This is a genomic window from Promicromonospora sp. NPDC019610 (genome assembly GCF_044389365.1).
GTDB lineage: Bacteria > Actinomycetota > Actinomycetes > Actinomycetales > Cellulomonadaceae > Promicromonospora.
The window spans coordinates 495988-514704 of record NZ_JBIRXX010000001.1 but is presented as its reverse complement, the minus strand read 5'-3'; the positions used below and the strand labels follow the sequence as shown (position 1 = coordinate 514704).

Below are 18717 nucleotides of genomic sequence, written 5' to 3'. Positions count from 1 at the left end.
ATGGTCGAGGGCCGGGCGTCAGTTCTTCGGCCAGGAGTCCTCGATGGTGTCGGTGACCTGCTGGCTGCTCTCGTCGCTGGCGAACCACTCGGTGATGCCGTTCCAGAACGAGTCGGTACCCACCGCGGCCGGCATGAGGTCCGAGGCGTCGAACCGGGCCACCGTGGCCGGGTCGGCGAGGATCTCGGCGGAGAGCCGGTCGAAGTCCGTCGCGAGCAGGTCCGGGTCGAGACCCTTGTTGGCGCTCACCCAGCCACCGGCCGGCGTGGCGGCGGCCTTGGCGTTGGCCCAGTCCGCGCTCGACAGGTAGGTCTGGAACGCCACGACCTCGGGACGGTCGGTGAACGCACCGATGAACTCGCCGGCGACCAGCGTCGGCTTCTCGTCGGCCGTCTGGGCCGGCAGGTAGAACGCGTAGACGTCGCCGTCCGGGCCCACCTCGGTGCCCTCGGGCCACTGCGTCTGGTAGAAGTTCGCGGCACGGTGCATCCAGCAGTTGCCGTCCAGGATCGGGTAGCCCGCGTCCGTCCAGGTCGCGGTGGCGATCGAGTCGACGCCGCCGAGGCCGCCGTTCACGTAGTCCGGGTTCTTCAGGATCTCGCCCGCGGTGTCGAACGCGTCGACGATCTGCGGGTCGTTGAACGGGATCTCGTGGGTGTACCACTGGTCGTAGACGTCCGGGCCCGCGGTGCGGAGCACGACGTCCTCGATCCAGTCGGTGCCCGGCCAGCCGGTGGCGTCACCGGACTCCACGCCCGCGCACCAGGGACGGGTGGCGCCCTCGTTGCCCTCGGCGATCGTGGCCGTGAGCTCCATCATCTCGTCCCAGGTGGTCGGGACCTCGTACCCGGCGTCGGCGAACATCTTCGGCGAGTACCAGACGTACGACTTGACGTTGGAGCCCAGCGGCGCGGCGTAGAACGTGCCGTCCACCGTGCCGTACTCCTTCCACTCCGGAGCCCAGCCCTCGTCGACGTTGGCCTCGACCTGCTCCGGCGCGGGGAGGACGGCGTCGTAGTCGTTGACCAGCGTCTGGAGCAGACCCGGCTGCGGCAGGATCGCGATGTCCGGCGGGTTGCCGGCCTGGACGCGCACGGGAAGCTGCGCCTCCATCTCGCGCGAGCCCTCGTAGTTGATGGTGACGCCGGTGCACTTCTCGAACGGCTCGTACGACTTCGTCTGCGTCTCGGCCTCGGGCTCCACGATGGTGGTGTAGACGCTGACCTCCTTGCCGTCGAGGTCGCCGAACTCGTCGTACGCGGCGCAGTCGATCGCGGCCGCGGTGGCCTCGCCACCGCCGTCCCCGCCACCGCCGTCGTCGCCGGTGTCGGCACAGGCCGCCAGGACCAGGGCCAGGCTCGCGCCGGTCGCCGCCAGGGCGATCGCTCGGCGCTTGGAAGCCATCCGGATAGTCATCTCGTGCTCCTCCACTGCTTCGTGGGCTCAGAACCCTCTGGCTTGCGGGTACGGACCGGCAGACTGCCGGGTTGCCCGCCCTCAACGCAACCGTGGTTCTCGGTCCAATGCAAGCCCATACAGCATCACCTTGCATTACGAAATCGTTGCAATCGCACCCGTCGCCCAAGAGAGGCGAAACGCCGGGTACGCCACCCGCAAGGGCGGCGGCGTACGCCCGCACGGCGGGTGGGTGGCGGGTGGACGGCGCGACGTAGGCTTGTGCCGCCAGATCTCTGGTGCCCCTACGGAAGGACGGACATGATCGAGCTGAGGACGCCGCGCGAGATCGAGGAGATGCGCCCGGCGGGACGCTTCGTCGCCGACGTGCTGCTCGCCGTCCGCGAGGCCGCGGGCGTCGGGGTGAACCTCCTCGAGCTCGACGAGATCGCGCACAAGATGATCCGCGACCAGGGCGCCGAGTCGTGCTACATCGACTACCACCCCTCGTTCGGCGCGATGCCCTTCGGCAAGGTCATCTGCACCTCCGTGAACGACGCCGTGCTGCACGGCCTGCCCCACGACTACGCGCTCGAGGACGGCGACCTGCTGTCGATCGACTTCGCGGCGTCCGTGAACGGCTGGGTCTCCGACTCCGCGCTGTCCATCGTGGTGGGCGAGCCCGACCCGGCCCGCGCCGCGCGGGACGCGAAGCTGATCCGCACCACCGAGGTGGCGCTGGAGGCCGGCATCGCCGCCGCGCAGCCGGGCAAGAAGATCGGCGACATCTCCTCGGCGATCGCCGAGGTGGCGCACGCCGCCGGCTACTCGGTCAACACCGACTTCGGCGGGCACGGCGTGGGCCGCACCATGCACGGCGACCCGCACGTGCCGAACAACGGCCGGGCGGGCCGTGGTTTCCCGCTCAAGCCGGGCCTGGTGATCGCGGTCGAGCCGTGGTTCCTGGAGACCACGGACGAGATCTTCACCGACCCCGACGGCTGGACGCTCCGCTCGGCCGACGGTTCGCGCGGCGCCCACTCGGAGCACACCATCGCGATCACGCCGGACGGCCCGCTGATCCTCACCGCACGTTGATTCTCACGGCGCGCTGATCGTTGTGTCAGACCCTCAGGTCACCCCGGTGACCTGAGGGTCTGACACGGCGCTAGATCAGGGTCTTCAGCGCCTGGATCACGCCGTGCTGCGAGATGTCGCCCACGGTCTCGTTCGCGATCGCCTTCACGGCGGCGGGGGCGTGGCCCATCGCGACGGCGCGGGCGGCCCAGCTCAGCATCTCGATGTCGTTCAGGCCGTCGCCGACGGCGAGCGTGTTGTGCCGCGGGACGCCGAGCGTGGAGCGGATGTTCTCCAGCGACGTCGCCTTGCTCAGGTGCCGCGGGGTCACGTCGATCCAGTCCGGCCCGGCCTCCGTGGCGGTCACCCCGTGCCGGCGCAGCGGCTCCAGCAGGTCCAGCACGTTCGGCCCCCGCAGGATCGCGCGCGAGGCGGGCATCATGCCCAGCTCGTCGACGCCGACGACGCGCTGGGCCCCGTTGACCTCGTGCGGCTCGAACAGCCGGTTCACGCGGTAGCCGATGCCGATCTCCTCGACGCCGATCTGCACGTCGGGGAACCGGCTCAGCGCCATCCGGACCACGGGGCCGACGTCGAACGTCAGGACGTCCTCGAGCATGTACCCGTTGGTGCACGTGGCGCAGAGCCGCGCCGTCACCGCGCCGTTGGAGGCGACCACCCAGCCGTCGGTGATGCCGAGCTCCTTGGCCACGGGCAGGATCCCCGTCAACGACCGTCCCGACGCCAGGACCACGTGGTGCTTCCGGCCACGCACGAGCTGCACGGCCAGAACCGTCGGCCCGGGCACGGGCTGCCCGGTGACCAACAGGGTCCCGTCGATGTCGAGGGCGACCAGGTGGGGCGCATCGTTGCGCACCCGCATGGACACCGACTGGTCGTCCAGGATCATCACGTACCCCCATGGCACCGTGAGCGCCGTCACCCTTCGACGGATCGCGCCCAAATGTACAGGCATTCGCCCTGTGATCCATACCTTTGCACGGATTACTTTCACCCGCGTCGTCGTCCGCGGGATCTTGCCCGACTCAGAGCAGCGAGCGGAGGACGTCCACCACGCCGTCGTCGTCGATCGAGCCGGTCACGGCGTCGGCCGCCGCCTGCACCGGCTCGGACGCGTGCCCCATCGCCACGCCTCGTCCTGCCCACCGCAGCATGTCGATGTCGTTGCTGCCGTCACCCACGGCGACGGTGTTCCCGGGCGCCACCCCGAGCTCCTTGCGTACCACCTCGAGGGCCGACGCCTTGGTCACGCCCTGCGGTGCGATGTCCATCCACGCGGACCAGCCGACGGCGTACGTGACGTCGTCGAAACCGAGACGCGCTGCGATCTCGTGGAACTCCGCGCTCGTCTCGCCAGGGCTGCGGACCACGACGCGCGTGACGTCGCCGGCCCAGAGCTCCTCGAAGTCCACCACGCGGTGCTCCCCGTTGAGCTCGCCCTCGGGAAAGAGCTCGGTCATCCGGAAGCCTACGCCGACATCCTCGACCGCGTAGCGCGCGTGGGGCAGCTCGACCTTGAGCATGCGCAGCACCGGCTCGGGGTCGAACGTCTCGACGCGCTCCAGGGTGTAGCCCATCGGGGCGGACGCGTCGATACGCGCCGTGACGGCACCGTTCGAGGCGACGATCCACTCGTCCTCGATCTTGAGGTCCGCCGCGACGGGCGTCATCGCGATGAGCGAGCGGCCCGACGCCAGCACCACGTGGTGCCCGGCGGCGCGGACGGCGGCGACCGCCTCCCGCGCCGCGTCGGACAGCACCTCGTCGTACGTGACGAGCGTCCCGTCGATGTCGAGGGCGATGAGCTTGCGTTCGAAGTCACGGGCCACGCTCGCAGCCTACCGACCGCACGATGAACGGCAGCCGACGACGAGGTGATCGACCGCCCTACTTCACCGGCTCCAGGACCTCCAGGCCGCCCAGGTACGGGCGCAGGCCCTCGGGGACGCGCACCGAGCCGTCCGGCTGCTGGTGGTTCTCCAGGATCGCGACGATCCAGCGGGTCGTGCCCAGCGTGCCGTTCAGGGTCGCGACGTTCCGGGTCGAGCCGTCCTCGGTCCGCTCGCGGACGCCCAGGCGGCGGGCCTGGAACGTGGTGCAGTTGGACGTCGAGGTGAGCTCCAGCCAGCGCTCCTGCGTGGGCAGCCACGCCTCGCAGTCGAACTTGCGGGCCGCCGAGGAGCCTAGGTCACCCGCCGCCGTGTCGATGACGCGGTAGGGCAGCTCGACCTTGGCCATCATGGCCTCTTCCCAGCCCAGCAGGCGCTGGTGCTCGGCCGCCGCCTCCTCGGGGGCGCAGTAGCTGAACATCTCGACCTTGTGGAACTGGTGCACGCGGATGATGCCGCGGGTGTCGCGGCCCGCCGAGCCGGCCTCGCGGCGGTAGCAGGCGCTCCAGCCGGCGTACCGCAGGGGGCCGTCGGACAGGTCCACGATCTCGTCGCTGTGGTAGCCCGCGAGCGCCACCTCCGAGGTGCCGACCAGGTAGAGGTCGTCCTTCTCCAGGCGGTAGATCTCGTCGGCGTGGGCGCCCAGGAAGCCGGTGCCCTGCATGGTCTCGGGCTTGACGAGGGTGGGCGTGATCATGGGCGTGAAGCCCTGCTCCACGGCCTGGTCCATCGCCATGTTGAGCAGCGCCAGCTCCAGCCGCGCGCCGATGCCGGTGAGGAAGTAGAACCGTGCCCCGGACACCTTGGCGCCGCGCTTGGTGTCGATCGCGCGCAGGCCCTCGCCGAGCTCCAGGTGGTCCTTGGGCTCGAAGCCCTCGGCCGCGAAGTCGCGGCGGGTACCGACCTGCTTGAGCTCGATGAAGTCCTCCTCGCCGCCCGCTGGCGCGCCCTCGATCACGTTGGCGATCGAGTACAGCACCCGGTCGAGCTCCTGCTCGGCCTCCGCCGCGGTGGCCTGGTGCTGCTTGACGTCCTGCGCGAGCTGCTTGGTGCGGGCCAGCAGCGCCTGCTTCTCGTCGCCCTGCGCCTGCGCGACCTGCTTGCCCAGGGACTTCTGCTCCGCGCGCAGGTTCTCGAACTCGGTCAGGGAGGAGCGGCGGCGCGCGTCGGCGTCGAGCGCCACGTCGACGAGGTCGGGGTCGTCACCGCGGGCCACCTGGCTCGCGCGGACGACGTCGGGGTTGTCGCGCAGAAGTCGGAGATCGATCACGGGGACGAGCCTAACGGGGCTGTCGCTCTGAATTCGTCCGCAGCGCGACCATGGTGAGCAGTGGCACGGCAGGGATGAGCGCGATCATCGCGATCCGCAGCCCGAAGTCGTTGACCAGCGAGCCCAGGACCGCCATCACCCACATCGCGACCAGCGCGGGGCGCAGGAACTCCCAGCTCCGCCCCGCGCGCGTGAACCAGGCGGGCGTCAGGCGTCGCCGCCACGTCGCAGGCCCGAAGAGCGCGAGGCCGACCAGCACGAGGATCACCACGGTGGCCCAGACCGCCGGACCGCCCGTGATCGAGTTCAGCGCGTACAGCGCCTTGCGCAGCACGGTGGAGACCGCCTCGCCGTCGACCACCTGGCCCACGAACCGGCCGAGGTGCGAGCGCGACTCGGGCGGGCGCAACCAGTCCAGGACGCCCACGAGGGCCACCACGCCGACGCCGGCCGCCGCGACCCAGGTGAACCGCCAGAGCGTGAGGCGCAGCCCGGACGCGGCGGTGGCGACCACCACGAACGCCGGGACGAGCACCAGGCCGCCGCCGAGGTCCGCCCCGAGGGTGGGCCAGACGTCGACCGCCATCGCGATCACGCCCACGACGCTGACGGCCAGGGTGGCCAGGACCCGTCTGCCGCGCGACACGAGGAGCTGCGCCAGCGCGGCCGCGAGCACGATCGCCGCCACCGCGTACACCGAGAACGTCGGGTTGCCGAAGCCGTAGAACCGCGCGCCGAACGTCGGGGCGGAGCCGAGCGGCGCCGCCCGGTTCAGCGGCGTGCCGAACAGGGCGTCCACCGTGAGCGCGACGAACGTGATCCCCGCGACGACGGCAGGGGCCGCCCACAGGGGCCGCCGTGGGGCGAGCAGGCTCAGCCCGGTCACGGCAGCCGTCACGAGCAGGGTGGCGCCCACGATCGCCAGCACGGGCAGGTCGAACCGCCACCAGCCGGTGAGGGAGACGAGGAACCCGCCCGCCGGGAGCGCGGTCAGCGCCGTGGCGGCGACGACGGCGGCGCGCCGCAGCCCGCCCGGCACGAAGGCGACTCGCCGCGGCACCCACCAGCAGGCCGCCGCCAGGGCGAGACCCAGCCAGAACGGGACGTCGACGAGCCAGATGTACGCGTCCCGGCGCACGTGGTCACGTGCCGTCATGTCGGCGAGCTCGTCGGCGGTGAGCCAGGCCGAGGCGGGACGCTCCCCGGCCCGCAGCAGCGGCGTCGGGTCGATGTCGGCGGGCAGGTCCACGCCGACGGCGTCGAGCACCGCCGCCGGGACGTCCATCAGGCGCGCCACGCCCTCCGTGCGGGTCGCCGTGCTGGCGAGGTAGCGCGGCAGCCCGTCGTAGTTCGCCGAGGGGCGCACCAGGGCCGGCCCCAGCTCGAGCGCGTGCTCCGGCGTGGTGGCCACGTCGATCACGAGCACGGTCGCGTCCGCGGGGGCGGCGTCCAGCACCCGCCACACCGTGAGGTCGACGGCGGCGACCAGGTCGGCGCGGATGGCCTCGACCTGGTCGGCGCCGTCGGGCTGCTTCTCCAGGTCCGCCCGCTCGGCGACGTCCAGCAGCGCGGAGCCGGCGTCCACGAACGTGACGGGGCAGTCCCAGGCGCCCGAGTCCGCGGCCAGCGCCGCGTCGAGGTCAAAGTACCGGCCGACGCTGCCGTCCCCCTCCGCGAGCGCGACGGCCGCGCCGGGCCCGACGGCCGTCGTGCACTCGTCGGCGAGGGCGTCCCCGAACGTACCGGGGTGAGCGGCGTAGCCGGAGCCGCGCTGCAGCGCGGTCAGCCGGTCCCACTGGTCGACGACGGCGGGCCGGTCGCCGCCGGCGGTCCCGGCACCGGCCGGGGCCGCGTCCGTGTCGGTGGCGTCGGCGGCGTCCGCGTCCGCTGCGCCGTCCGCCGGGTCGTCCGCCAGCGGCGTCACGGTGATCTCGTCGCAGATCCAGTGCCGGTCGGCGTCGCGCTCGTCGGCGACCTCGGCCAGGCGCCCGGCCGACAGGCTGAGCCACCCGCTGTCCGGGCACCGCGCCGCGCGCCCGTTGGGCAGGGTCAGGCCCGCGGCGTCCGCGCCGTCGGTGAGCATGCCGTAGAGGGTGGGCGCGGGGGCGGTGCCGGTGTCGAGGGACGGCTGGACGTCGGTCCAGCGCAGGCCCTGCGTGCCGATCACGACCACGTTCTCGCCGGGCGGTACCACGGGCTCGGCGCTGCTCAGCGAACCGGACTCCTCGCCGGCGGCCTCGGCGCCGGGCACGGGCAGCACGGCCGCCGCGAAGAGCAGGCTGAGCAGCAGCGCGCCGGACAGGCCCAGCACGGCCGACGGGACGCGGCGGACGGGCTCGGTGTGCCGGCCGGAGGGGAGCCAGCCGCGGGCGCCGAGGAACCGGGTCACCAGGTCCGGCCGCGCCGCGAGCAGCGCGACCAGGGCGAACGGCACGAGCAGCGTGAGCCCGCGCAGGCGGTCACCGAAGTACGGCGCGGCGTCCACGGCGACGGTCACGAGCGCGACGGCGGTCACGGCCGCCACCCCGAGCCACACCGGCCGGGTGGGCCGCTGCGCCTCGCGGGCGCGGGCGCCGTCGCCGAGCACCGAGCCGGCGCTCGTCGCCGTGCGGCGACGAGCCGCGTAGGCCGCGAGCCCGCCCGCGAGGACCAGGCCGGACACCGCGTAGATCACGAAGGCCACGTTCGAGAACCCGTAGAAGCGGTCCGCGGTGGCGAGCGACGGGCCGAGGAGCGAGGCCTGCAGCAGCGTGAACCCCGTGACCCCGTCGATCGTGAAGACCAGCCAGGTGAGGCCCGCCGCCGCGACGGCGTTGCGCCACGGGGCCGGCGGGAGCAGCCGGGAGACGCCCCGGATGCCGAGCGCGACGGCCACCGCGGCCACCGTCAGCGACAGGGCCAGGCCGAACTCCGGCGCGGGCCACACCCACCACCGGGAGAGCGTCGCCAGGCTCGCCGCGGCCGGCGCCGAGACCGCGAGCAGCGCGGCGCTCAGGGCGAGCCGCTGCCGATACGGCCCGGGTTCCCGGCGCGGCCGGGCGGCGCGGCGCGGCAGCACCAGGACCAGCACGGCGATCAGCAGGAACAGGACGATCACGCCGGCGAAGGCGGGCACCTGCGCGGGGATCGTGTCGGCCAGGACGTTGATGTACTGCCGGTTCTCGACCGTGCGGGCGACCGTCGTGCGCCGCGGCTCGCCCACCTCGATGGGCGAGCCGTCGATCGAGGGCTCCTCGACCGCCGGGTCCTGCCCGGCCTGCTCCTCGGCCTCGGGGTCCGGGAGGGCCCCCGCGGCCTCGGCCGCGGTGGCCGTCAGGTCGGTGAGCTGCACGAACCCGGTGCTCCGCGACGCGTCCGACGTCAGCCAGCGCACCCGGGGGACGTCCACCACCCAGTCGACGACGACCTGGAGGCCCTGCTGTGTGAGCGGCGTGTCCGCGACGCCCGCGACGAGCACGCGCGTGCCGGCGGGCAGGCTCCGGGTCAGGCTGCTGAGCGTGCCGTCCAGGGTCTCCAGCGCCTGCGCCCGCTCCGGCCCCTCGGGCAGGCTGCCGGCGTCGACGACGGTGACGGGGCACTCCGTGAGGGCGTCGTCCCAGGCCTGGCCGCGTGCGCCGAAGGTGCTCGCCGAGCCCTCGGCGCCGTCCGAGGTCAGGGCGTCCAGCGAGGGGACGTACCGGCTGACGGTCCCGTCCGCGCCGGCGAGCATGACGGCGGCACCCGGCCCGACCGCCGTCGAGCACGCGTCCGCCTCGTCCAGCAGCTCGCCGAGGAGCCCGGGGGCGGACACCTGCTCGCGCTCGGCGGGCTCGGCGACCTCCTCCTCGTCCTCGTCCTTCTCGGGGAGCTGCGCCCAGCCGTCGATCGTGGCGCGCGCCGGCTCCGCGTCGCCGGAGCCCTGCGCGGCGGCACCCGTCGCGGGCTCGGGCACCGGCGTGCACGACGTCGCCCCGCGCGCCTCGCGCTCCTCGCCGTCCCGCCCCTCGGGGTCGGGCTGGTCGGCGCGCTCGGCGCTGCCGGCCGAGACCGTCCGGCTGCCCGCCGAGAGCGTGAGCCACGCGTCCAGGGGGCACGTCGCGGGCGCGGCGGTCCGCACGTTGATCGACGCGACGGAGCCGCCGCCGATCATGTGCCACAGGGTCGGGGTGGTGCTCCGGGAGACGTCCGTCCACCGCAGCCCGGCCACACCGACCACCACGACGGGGGCGGCCGGGGCAGGCTCCGCGGCCGCGGCGGGACCGTCGGCCGCGGGGACCGCGGTAGTCGTGGTCCCGGCCCCGGACGCCGCCGTCGCCACGGCCGCCGGCGCGGACCGCGGGGCCGCCGACGCGGTCGTCGGGCCGATCAGGCCCAGCAGGGCCGCGACGAGCATGACGAGGACAGCGGGCACGGTCAGTGTCCGGGTGGAGCGGGGATTCACCCGCCCAGGGTAGATGGCCGCGGCCGTCACGGGGCCCGGACCAGGAGCGCGCCCGGCTGGACGCGCACGTCGACCTCGACGGCCCGGCCGAGGGGATCCCCGTCGACCTGGGCCTCCTCGCCCGCGGGCACACGGATGCGCGCCCGGCGGGCCTTGGTGTGGTCGATGCGGCCGAGCTTCTCCGGCAGCTCGTTCCGCACCCCCACCCCCTGCATGGCGATCTCCAGGGTGAGCTGTGCCCAGCCGAGCACCCCGCCGCGCACGTCGACGGCGGCCACGTCGAGCACCCCGTCGTCGAGCACGGCGTCGGGCAGCAGGGTGACGCCGCCCGGGAGCATGCCGCAGTTGCCGACCATGATCGACCGGGCGCGCGCGTCCACCGGCGGGTCGTCGTCGAGCTGCAGGGTGGCGCGCATCCGCCGGGCCTGCATGTGGGACAGCCCGGCCACGAAGTAGGCGACCCAGCCGACCTTCTTCTTCAGGTCGGAGTCGGCGGTGGCGACCATCGCGGCGTCGAAGCCCAGGCCGGCGATGACCAGGAAGATGTGCTCCCGGTCCGTGTCCGGCTCGTGGTCGGGCTGGTTGGGGTGCTCGTCGTTGCGCGGCGTGTCCGCGAACTCCATGACCCGCAGCCAGCCGACGTCGATGGCGCGCGTGCGGCCCGCCAGGATGACGTCGAGCGCCTCGTCCATGTTGGTCAGCGGCAGCTCGAGGTTGCGCGCCAGGAGGTTGCCCGTGCCCACCGGCAGCACGCCCATCGGCTTGTCCGAGGTGACCATGGTCTCGGCGACGGCGCGCACCGTGCCGTCGCCGCCGGCCGCGATCACGATGTCCGCGCCGTCGTCCAGCGCCTGGCGGGCCTGCCCCTTGCCGGGGTCGTCGACCGTGGTCTCGTACCAGAGCGGCTCCGGGAGCCCGTTCGCCGCGCAGTGCGCCCGCACCTGGGCGGGCAGCCCGCTCGCGTGCAGCTTGGACGGGTTCACGACCACCGCGATCTGCCGGGCCGCCGGCACGCTCTGCGGCACCGCGCGCCGGCCCTCCCGGCGACGCATCCAGGCCTGCTGCGACCACGCGCCGACGGCGACGGCGAGTGCCAGTACCCCGATGACGATCGCGATGATGCCAAGCCAGACCTGCCACTCCATGAGGTCAGGGTACGGGGCCGGCCTGAGGGTCGATCAGCTGCGGACGTTCGACCCCGCGTGCCGCACGGCGTCCACCGCGCCCCGCATCTTGCGGGCGTTCACGGCCAGCAGGACGTCGCGGTACTGGGCCGCCCGGTGGATCTGACCCTTGAGGTCGTTGGCGGAGGCCCGGTGCTTGAGGTCGCACGGCACCTCGACGGCGACGTACCCCTTGCGCAGCAGGTCGATGGTCATGCCGGTCTCGACGCCCCAGCCGCGGGCGAGCGGCGTGGCCGCCTCGAACGCCTCGCGGGTGAGGCACCGCATGCCGGACAGCGGCTGCGACGGGCTCCAGCCCGTCATGGCCTCGATGGCCCGGCGGGACGCGCCCACGACGACGCCCCGGCCGCCGGCGCCGGCCTGCTTGGGCAGCAGCGCGATCGCGAGGTCGGCGACGCCCTCCCGGACCGGGCGTACGAGGGGCGCGGTGTTCACGGCGGTGTCGCCGAGGTCGCCGTCGATGAACATGAGGAGACGCGGGGGGCGCCCGTCGGCGTCGCGCATCGCCACCACTGCGGCGCCGGTCTCCATCGCGGCGGCCTTGCCGCGGTTGTGGGAGTGGCGCACGACGACGGCGCCCGCGGCGCGCGCCACGTGCTGCGTGTCGTCCTCGGAGCCGTCGTCGACCACGAGCACGAGGTCGACATGGGGGATCGCACGCGCGGAGCGCACGGTGGCGGCAATGCGCTCGGCCTCGTCCTTGGCGGGGATGATGGCCGCCACCCGCTGGACGTTCTTGCCTGCCTGTGCATTGCCGGGACGCGTGGTCTTCGCGACCGGGAGAGCGTTCACACCTGTCCTGCCTGAAGCGTCGATTTGCCGTGGTGAGTGTTCGGATAGCCCTTTGCTTGGTGAGTGCAAAGGTTTACCCCTGGAATCCTACTCCCTTGGTCCGCTAGTTGCCGAAACCTGGGCCGCTCGTGGCGATCCTCGGTGACAGCCGTAGCGTTCCGGGCCGCTCGCGCGCGACCGGCCGGGGCGTCCGGACTAGCGCAGGGTGACCTGGCGAGAGACGATACCCGCTCTTGCGCGTCGCTCGTTCGCATCAAGCGGCTCCTTGATGGAAAGTGCTTTCGCGAGCTTCTCGCCGAGCTCGGCCACGGGACCCTCCAGGTCGGCGGCCTCGGTGCCCTGGGGCAGCTCCCAGACCGGGACGACCAGACCCGACGCACGAAACGCTCCCACGAACCTTCCACCCGCGAGCCCTGACTCGCGCTTTGCGTGCAGGCGGGAGATCGCGTCGATGACGTCGTCCTCCGGCTCGGGGCGGGCCCAGCGGAGGAACTCGCGCGACATGCTGCACCAGTACGCCGACTCGACCGAGCTGACCTTGACGGTGGGGATCGCGCCGTCGGCCGCGTCCTCCAGGTTCTGCTTGAGCTCCGGCGTCACGTCGGCGCTCGGGTCGAGCCAGTAGTCGAAGGTGTCGTGCACGGTGACCTCGAACGGCACGCTCAGGTCGAGCACGTCCTGCAGCCGCGGGCCCTCGCCCGGCAGCTCGCCCGACTCCACGGCCGTGCCCGGCTCCAGCTCCATCGCCTCCAGCAGGGCGGCGGCGAGGTCGCGGCTCACGTCGCCCGAGCCGACGATGCCCTGCACGGCGAGCAGCAGCGTGCCGTCGGCACGGTGCAGCGCGGTCCAGGCACCGGGCAGGAGCGTCACCACCGTGACGTCGCGGGAGCCGTACTCGGCGGTGGTGCGGGCGGTCGCGGTCGCCGACGGGACGATCTCGCGCATCGCCACCCAGTCGGTCTCCCCGGGGAGACCTTCGAAGGGCCGGAGCACGAAGTCGGAGGAGGGGTTCTTGGCCATGCGGCGAGTGTATCCGCGCGCATGGTCGCAGATCTGTCCGGCCGGTGATGTTTCGGGGCAGCCCGTCGGACGGGACGATGATGGAACCGTGGAACCCTGGCTCGCCGCGCACCTGCCCGTGCTCGACCTCGCGCTGGACGCCGTCCGCGCCGTGCAGCGCGCGGCGGCCCGGGCGGGCCGGCGGGCCGGTGCGGCCGACCCCGCCCTGCTCGACCCCGCGCTCCTCGACCCGGCCCGCATCGACCCCGCCCGGGTCGCCGTCGGCTTCGCGTCCGACCGCGTCCTCGCGCTCGACGGGCGGCCGGTGCAGGGCTTCGCCCCGCTCTCCGGCTTCTTCGCCACCGCCGACGGCTGGGTCCGCACGCACGCGAACTACCCGCACCACCGCGCCCGCCTGACGGCGCTCGCCGGGCTGCCCGACGACGTCGGCCGCCCCACCTTCGCCGAGCGCCTCGCCGAGCTCTCGGCGCAGGACCTGGAGGACCGGGCCGCCGAGGCGGGCGCGATCGTCGTGCGCGTGCGGACCGAGCAGGAGTGGCGGGAGTCCGCGCCGGGGCGCGCCGCGGCGTCGGGCCCGCTGGTGCGGACCCGGGTGCGCGGGCCCGCGACCGGAGCGGCGGCCCGCCCGGCGGGCGCGGCGCCGCTGGCCGGCGTCCGGGTGCTCGACCTGACCCGGGTCATCGCCGGGCCGGTCGCCACACGGACGCTCGCCCTGCTGGGCGCGGACGTGCTGCGGGTGGACCCGCCGCGGCCCGCCGAGATCGAGTGGCAGCACCTCGACACCGGGCAGGGCAAGCGCAGCGCCGTCCTGGACCTCCGGGACGCCCGCGACCGCCGCACGGCCCAGGATTTGCTCGACGCCGCCGACGTGCTCGTGACCGGCTACCGGCTGGGCGCGGTCGAGGCGTTCGGCCTCCGGGTGCCGCCCGGCGCGGTGACCGGTCGGGTGTCGGCCTGGGGCGACGCCGGCCCGTGGGCCGGCCGCCGCGGCTTCGACTCGATCGTGCAGGCGGCCAGCGGGATCGCGCTGCTGGAGGGGCGCGACGGGACGCCCGGCGCGCTGCCCGCCCAGGCGCTCGACCACGCCTCGGGGTACCTGCTCGCGGCGGGGATCGTGGACGCCCTCACGCTCCGGCGCGCCGACGGCCTCGGCCGCGACGTCGCGGTGTCGCTCGCGCGCACCGCCGCCTGGTTGCTGGACCTGCCGGGACGGGACCCGGCGCACCCGGCCGCCGCGACGGCGTCGGGCACGGGGACCGAGCGCGACGGGACGGTGACGCACGCGGGCGTGACGACCGCGCGGCCGGTGCTCCCGGGGTATGCCGACTACCCGTACCCCGCGCACCCGTGGGGCACGGACGCGCCGGGCTGGCTGCCCGTCCCCCGCTAGGGACGGGCTCGCCGGACCGGGCGCGGGCGTCCCGTCAGGCGCGGATGCGGCTGCGGCGGGCGACCAGGAGCGAGGCGGCGCCGCCGAGGACCAGCGCGCCGGCCGCCGACGTCAGGGCCGTGGCCTCGGCGCCGGTCGTGGCGAGCCGGACGGGAGCGTCGAGCGTGGCCTCGGTGAGCGAGCCGGACTCGCGCTCGGTCGTGGCGGCGGTGTCCTGGCTCGGCACGTAGGCGGTGAGCTCGGCCCCGGCGGTGTCGGCCTCGGTCGGGCCCTCCCACTGCTGACCCGGCGCCTGGACGGCCACCGGGGGCTCCGACGCCGCGACCTGCACGGGGGTGACGGCCTTCGCCGGGGCCTCGGCCTCGGCGGCCGCCGGCTTCTCGGCGGGCGGGGTGGTCTCCTCGACCTCGGTGACCACCTGCGGCTGCGCCTCGGCGGCGGACTCGTTGGCCTCCTCCACGTACTCCCGGACGGCCTCGCGGACCTTGTCCCGGTCCTCGTCGCTCCAGTCGCGCTGGTTGCCCTGGGGCGTCGCGCCGCGACCGCAGTTGCCGTCCTCGGAGCGGCCGTCCTTCGACCCGGTGTACTGCGGCACGTCGTAGTCGGGCTCCGTGTAGCCGGCGGGCTGGTACGAGCGCGGGGCATGGGCCTCGCGGCCGCGATCGTTCCCTCGGTCGCCGCCGCGGTCGTAACCCGCGGAGTGCCCGTCCGGACCGTCGTGCCCGTGGCCCTCGTGCGCCATCGCCGGGCTGGCGACGGCGGTCGCAGCGGTGGCGAGCGCGATCGTCGCCACGACGCGGGTGGCCGCGGACCTGGCGACGGACGAAGGCTTGACGGCGGCGTGCTTCATGAGAGCTGCTCCAGCATGGTCGGCTACAACGGCCCGGAACCCGGGACGCCACGACGCTACCTGATCGGTAATAGCAGGAAAAAGGGGTAGACCGGAAAAACCTGAAGCGATGGTAACGATTCGATAACAACGGACAGAAGAATGGAACCTTCTGAAAGCGCCGAAGAACGCAAACGGGGTGGAGCGCCAATGGCGCTCCACCCCGCTACGTCAAGACCGAAGAGGCTGGGGTCCTCCCGGGGAGTTCAGCTCAGGAAAGACCTCCCAGCAGACCGCCGGTGAGGCCGCTCACGGCACCGCCGGTGAGGCCGTCCACGGTGCCGGTCACGCCACCGACCGTGTCCTTCACGGCGCCGCCGGCGACACCCTCGACCGTGCCGGTCACGGTCTTCACGACGGGCTTGGCCACGCCGTCCACGACGACGTCCTTCACGACCGGCTTGGCGACGCCGTCGACGACGACGTCCTTGACCAGCGGCTTCGCGACGCCGTCGACGACGGTGTCCTTCACGACCGGCGTCACGACGCCGCCCACCACGTCGTCCTTGACGACGCTGCCGACGACCCCGCCGAGCACCACGTCACCGACGACGGGCTTGGCCACGCCGTCCACGACGCCCGGCACGACGTCGCCGGTCACGGTGCCGACGGCACCCGGGACGACCGAGCCGGTCACGTTGCCGACGGTCGAGGTGACGCCCGGGACCACGCCGTTCTGCACGGCGCCCACGGCACCCGGCACCACGCCCGTGGCGACCGGCTTGACGACGCCGTCCACGGCGACGTCACCCACGACCGTCTCGACCGCACCGGCGGCCGGGGTGGTCACCTTGGCGACGAGGCCCGGGACCGAGGCGACGACGCCCGGCACGTTCGAGACGACGCTGTTCACCACGCCGCCCACGCCACCGAGCACGCCCGGCAGGTTGGCCGTGAGGCCGGCGACCGGAGCGGTCACGCCGCCCAGGACGTTCGGCACGTTGCGGATCACGTCGGCCACGGTGGCCGGCACGCCCTCGACGGCGCCGGTCGCGACGCCCGTGACGGTGCCCGTGGCACCGTTCACGACGTCACCCTGCAGCACGCCACCGGCCACGCCGTTCACGACGTCGCCCTGCAGCACGCCACCGGTCACGCCGGAGACGACGCCGCCGGCCACGTTGTTGACGACCCCGCCCGCGACGCCGTTCACGACGTCGCCCTGCAGCACGCCACCGGTCACGCCGGAGACGACGCCGGTCGCGGTGCCCAGGGCCCCGCCGCCGAGCACGTTGGCCAGCGCGGCCTTGGCGGTGCCGGTCACGCCGGACACGGCCGAACCGCCGGTCACGCCGCCGACGACCTCGGAGACGACCTGGGGCGCGGCACCCTGGAGGGCGCCCGAGACGTACTGCGCCGGCTCGTAGTTCGGCGCGAGGGCCGTGGTGGGGGCGATGGAGGCGGGGAGCTCAGCCTTCTTCACCACGTCCGTGACCACGTCGGTCGCGGGGAGCGAGCCGGTGAGCTCGCTGAGGTCGATCGAGGTCGACGAGAGGGCGGGGACCGCCGACTTGAGGCCCTCGGCGGTGGTGCCGAGGTCCCCGAGGGAGTCCAGCGGCGAGGCCTCGGCGGCCATGGCCGGCGCAGCCATGCTCGTGGCCGCGGTTGCGATGGCGACGGTCGCGATGGTCCGCGCGCCCGCCGATGCGGTCTTCTTCTTGTGTGCTGCGTGCTTCAAAAGGTGCTCCAGCATCTCGATGCGCAAATGCGCGTTCGGTCCTTGAGCCACCGAACTTAGCCCGCACCCCCGGGTGAATAAAATCACCCTGATCACGATTCGGTAACGATGGACGAATTGGACCCTGGATGCCAGTCCGCCCGGCATATCCGGACAATCGCCGCCGGTTGGTTATCGGCGCGCGGCCGAGTTATCGGCTGGAGCGGTGGTCGGCGTCCCGCTGGGTGGACGCCGTCATCGTCAGGGCCACGGCGCCCTGGACCAGCGCGGCCTCCGCGGCGCGCGCCTCGGCGGTGGCCCGGGCGCGGACGGCGACGATCTTGTCGTGCAGCTCGGCGTGCACCCGCTTGCGCACGTCGCGGGCGATGACGTCGACGTCGGACTCCTCGGGGGCGGGCTCGCCGCGGAGGGCGAGCTCGTCGGTCAGCCGCGCGACGGCGGCGTCGATCTCGGCCACGACCCGGACCTCCGCCTCGTCGAGCAGGGCGACCACCGCGGCGTCGGCCTCCCGGCCCAGGCGCGTCTCCTCGAACCGCCGGGCGGCAGCGTCCACGATCCCCTGCGCCTGCGCGACGACGTCGTGCGCGACCGCGGGGGCGTGCGCCTTCAGCGTGGCGAGGTCGTAGAGCAGCACGCCCTCGACGTCGGCCACCAGCGGGTCCACGTCGCGGTGCAGGGCGAGGTCCAGGATCACCAGCGGGCGGGGCTCCGGCTCGTCGCCGGCCCGGTCCGCGGCGCGCTCCCGGGCGCGCACCACCGCGGCGGCGTCGAGCACGTGCCCGAGGCTCGCCTCGGGTCCCACCTCGCCGGTCAGGCCGTGCGGGAGGGTGGTCTGGCCGCCGAAGTTCCCGGCGACCATGGCGCCGAGCGCCGCCTCGTCGGTGCGGGCCGCGAGCGCCCGCCCCCGGGCTCCGCTGCAGCTCACCACGATGTCGGCGTCGGCGAGGGCTTCGACGAGCGAGTCCACGGGCCGCACGCCGTGCGACTCCGCGAAGGCCTCGGCCCGGCCGGACTGCGAGTAGACGGAGATGTCCTCGCAGCCGCGGGCCCGGAGGGCGGCGACCGAGGCGCCCGCGTACGAGCCGGTGCCGATCAGCACGGCGCGCGCGCCGTCCCACGGCGGCAGCTCGCTCTCGGCGAGGTCCAGGGCGAGCGCGACGACGGACCGGCCCGCGGCGCCGAGCTCCGTGTCGGTGCCGACCCGCTTGGAGGTGCGCGACGCCGTCTGGAACAGGAGCTCCAGGGTCTTGGACGTGGTCTCCTGCTCGCGGGCGATCGCCAGCGAGCGCTTCACCTGGCCGGCGATCTCGCGCTCGCCCACGACCATCGCGTCCAGGCCCGACGCCACGGCGAACAGGTGCTCCGTGACCTCCGGGCCGGTGCGGACGGTGAAGCTGCGGGCGGCGACGTCGCCGGTCACGCCCGACGCGTGGGCCACGAGCTCGGCCACGTGGCGCGTCGCATGCCGCACGCTGTCGCCGCTCAGCGGCGCGTCGACGTCGAGATAGAGCTCGAAGCGGTTGCACGTGGAGATCACCACGGCGCCCGCGACGGGGCCGCAGGTACCCACGACGACACGACCCACTGACGACGAACCCGTGGACAGGCGCTCCAGCGCGTCGAGATCGAGCTCGCGGTGGCTGGCGGTGAGGGAGAGGAGAACCACAGTGCTCCAACTTTATGCACCGCGGC

General features: G+C 73.8%; 13 protein-coding genes. 2 read left to right on the top strand and 11 right to left on the bottom strand.

Features of this window, described 5'->3' with window-relative positions; all coding sequences use genetic code 11:
* Positions 1 to 18: 18 nt before the first annotated feature.
* Entirely contained in the window at positions 19 to 1416 is a 1398-nt protein-coding gene (locus tag ACH45N_RS02240) for an ABC transporter substrate-binding protein (protein ID WP_397390739.1), read from the bottom strand.
* Positions 1417 to 1716: 300 nt separating this feature from the next.
* Between ACH45N_RS02240 and map the strand changes: the two genes are divergently transcribed.
* Positions 1717 to 2493, top strand: coding sequence for a type I methionyl aminopeptidase (gene map / locus ACH45N_RS02235; RefSeq protein WP_397390737.1), 777 nt, complete (start codon positions 1717 to 1719; stop codon positions 2491 to 2493).
* A 70-nt stretch (positions 2494 to 2563) separates the two neighbouring features.
* Here map and ACH45N_RS02230 read toward each other — a convergent pair whose 3' ends face one another.
* The 7 genes from ACH45N_RS02230 to ACH45N_RS02200 form a co-directional block, all read right to left on the bottom strand.
* On the bottom strand, positions 2564 to 3415 hold the full coding sequence (locus ACH45N_RS02230; protein ID WP_397390735.1) for an HAD family hydrolase: 852 nt from the start codon (positions 3413 to 3415) through the stop codon (positions 2564 to 2566).
* Positions 3416 to 3518: 103 nt separating this feature from the next.
* Positions 3519 to 4322 (bottom strand): HAD family hydrolase, encoded by an 804-nt coding sequence (locus ACH45N_RS02225; protein ID WP_397390733.1) that lies wholly within the window; start codon positions 4320 to 4322, stop codon positions 3519 to 3521.
* Between the two features lie 58 nt (positions 4323 to 4380).
* Positions 4381 to 5652, bottom strand: coding sequence for a serine--tRNA ligase (serS, locus tag ACH45N_RS02220; RefSeq protein WP_397390731.1), 1272 nt, complete (start codon positions 5650 to 5652; stop codon positions 4381 to 4383).
* A gap of 10 nt (positions 5653 to 5662) precedes the next feature.
* Positions 5663 to 10072: a hypothetical protein gene (locus tag ACH45N_RS02215; RefSeq protein ID WP_397390729.1), complete on the bottom strand. Its 4410-nt coding sequence runs from the start codon at positions 10070 to 10072 to the stop codon at positions 5663 to 5665.
* A gap of 26 nt (positions 10073 to 10098) precedes the next feature.
* Positions 10099 to 11217 carry a diacylglycerol/lipid kinase family protein gene (locus ACH45N_RS02210; RefSeq protein WP_397390727.1) on the bottom strand — a complete coding sequence of 373 codons (1119 nt, stop codon included), beginning with the start codon at positions 11215 to 11217 and terminating at the stop codon, positions 10099 to 10101.
* A 33-nt stretch (positions 11218 to 11250) separates the two neighbouring features.
* Positions 11251 to 12048 carry a glycosyltransferase gene (locus tag ACH45N_RS02205; protein WP_142032120.1) on the bottom strand — a complete coding sequence of 266 codons (798 nt, stop codon included), beginning with the start codon at positions 12046 to 12048 and terminating at the stop codon, positions 11251 to 11253.
* Positions 12049 to 12243: 195 nt separating this feature from the next.
* On the bottom strand, positions 12244 to 13068 hold the full coding sequence (locus ACH45N_RS02200; protein ID WP_397390725.1) for a DUF5926 family protein: 825 nt from the start codon (positions 13066 to 13068) through the stop codon (positions 12244 to 12246).
* Between the two features lie 88 nt (positions 13069 to 13156).
* On the opposite strand from ACH45N_RS02200, the gene ACH45N_RS02195 reads away from it, so the two are divergent.
* Positions 13157 to 14458 carry a CoA transferase gene (locus ACH45N_RS02195; RefSeq protein ID WP_397390724.1) on the top strand — a complete coding sequence of 434 codons (1302 nt, stop codon included), beginning with the start codon at positions 13157 to 13159 and terminating at the stop codon, positions 14456 to 14458.
* A gap of 34 nt (positions 14459 to 14492) precedes the next feature.
* Here the strand turns inward: ACH45N_RS02195 and ACH45N_RS02190 are convergent, their stop codons facing one another.
* The 3 genes from ACH45N_RS02190 to ACH45N_RS02180 form a co-directional block, all read right to left on the bottom strand.
* Positions 14493 to 15308, bottom strand: a complete 816-nt coding sequence (locus tag ACH45N_RS02190) for an LPXTG cell wall anchor domain-containing protein (protein WP_397390722.1) — start codon at positions 15306 to 15308, stop codon at positions 14493 to 14495.
* Positions 15309 to 15558: 250 nt separating this feature from the next.
* On the bottom strand, positions 15559 to 17025 hold the full coding sequence (locus ACH45N_RS02185) for a hypothetical protein (protein ID WP_397390720.1): 1467 nt from the start codon (positions 17023 to 17025) through the stop codon (positions 15559 to 15561).
* A gap of 190 nt (positions 17026 to 17215) precedes the next feature.
* The gene (locus ACH45N_RS02180; RefSeq protein WP_397390718.1) at positions 17216 to 18691 is read right to left on the bottom strand and encodes a glutamyl-tRNA reductase; all 1476 of its coding nucleotides are present in this window, start codon (positions 18689 to 18691) and stop codon (positions 17216 to 17218) included.
* Positions 18692 to 18717: the final 26 nt, after the last annotated feature.

Coding starts and splice junctions, on each gene's coding strand:
- ACH45N_RS02240 (WP_397390739.1), bottom strand. CDS start 1,416: ATGACTATCCGGATGGCTTCCAAGCGCCGAGCGATCGCCCTGGCGGCG.
- map (WP_397390737.1), top strand. CDS start 1,717: ATGATCGAGCTGAGGACGCCGCGCGAGATCGAGGAGATGCGCCCGGCG.
- ACH45N_RS02210 (WP_397390727.1), bottom strand. CDS start 11,217: ATGGAGTGGCAGGTCTGGCTTGGCATCATCGCGATCGTCATCGGGGTA.
- ACH45N_RS02200 (WP_397390725.1), bottom strand. CDS start 13,068: ATGGCCAAGAACCCCTCCTCCGACTTCGTGCTCCGGCCCTTCGAAGGT.
- ACH45N_RS02190 (WP_397390722.1), bottom strand. CDS start 15,308: ATGAAGCACGCCGCCGTCAAGCCTTCGTCCGTCGCCAGGTCCGCGGCC.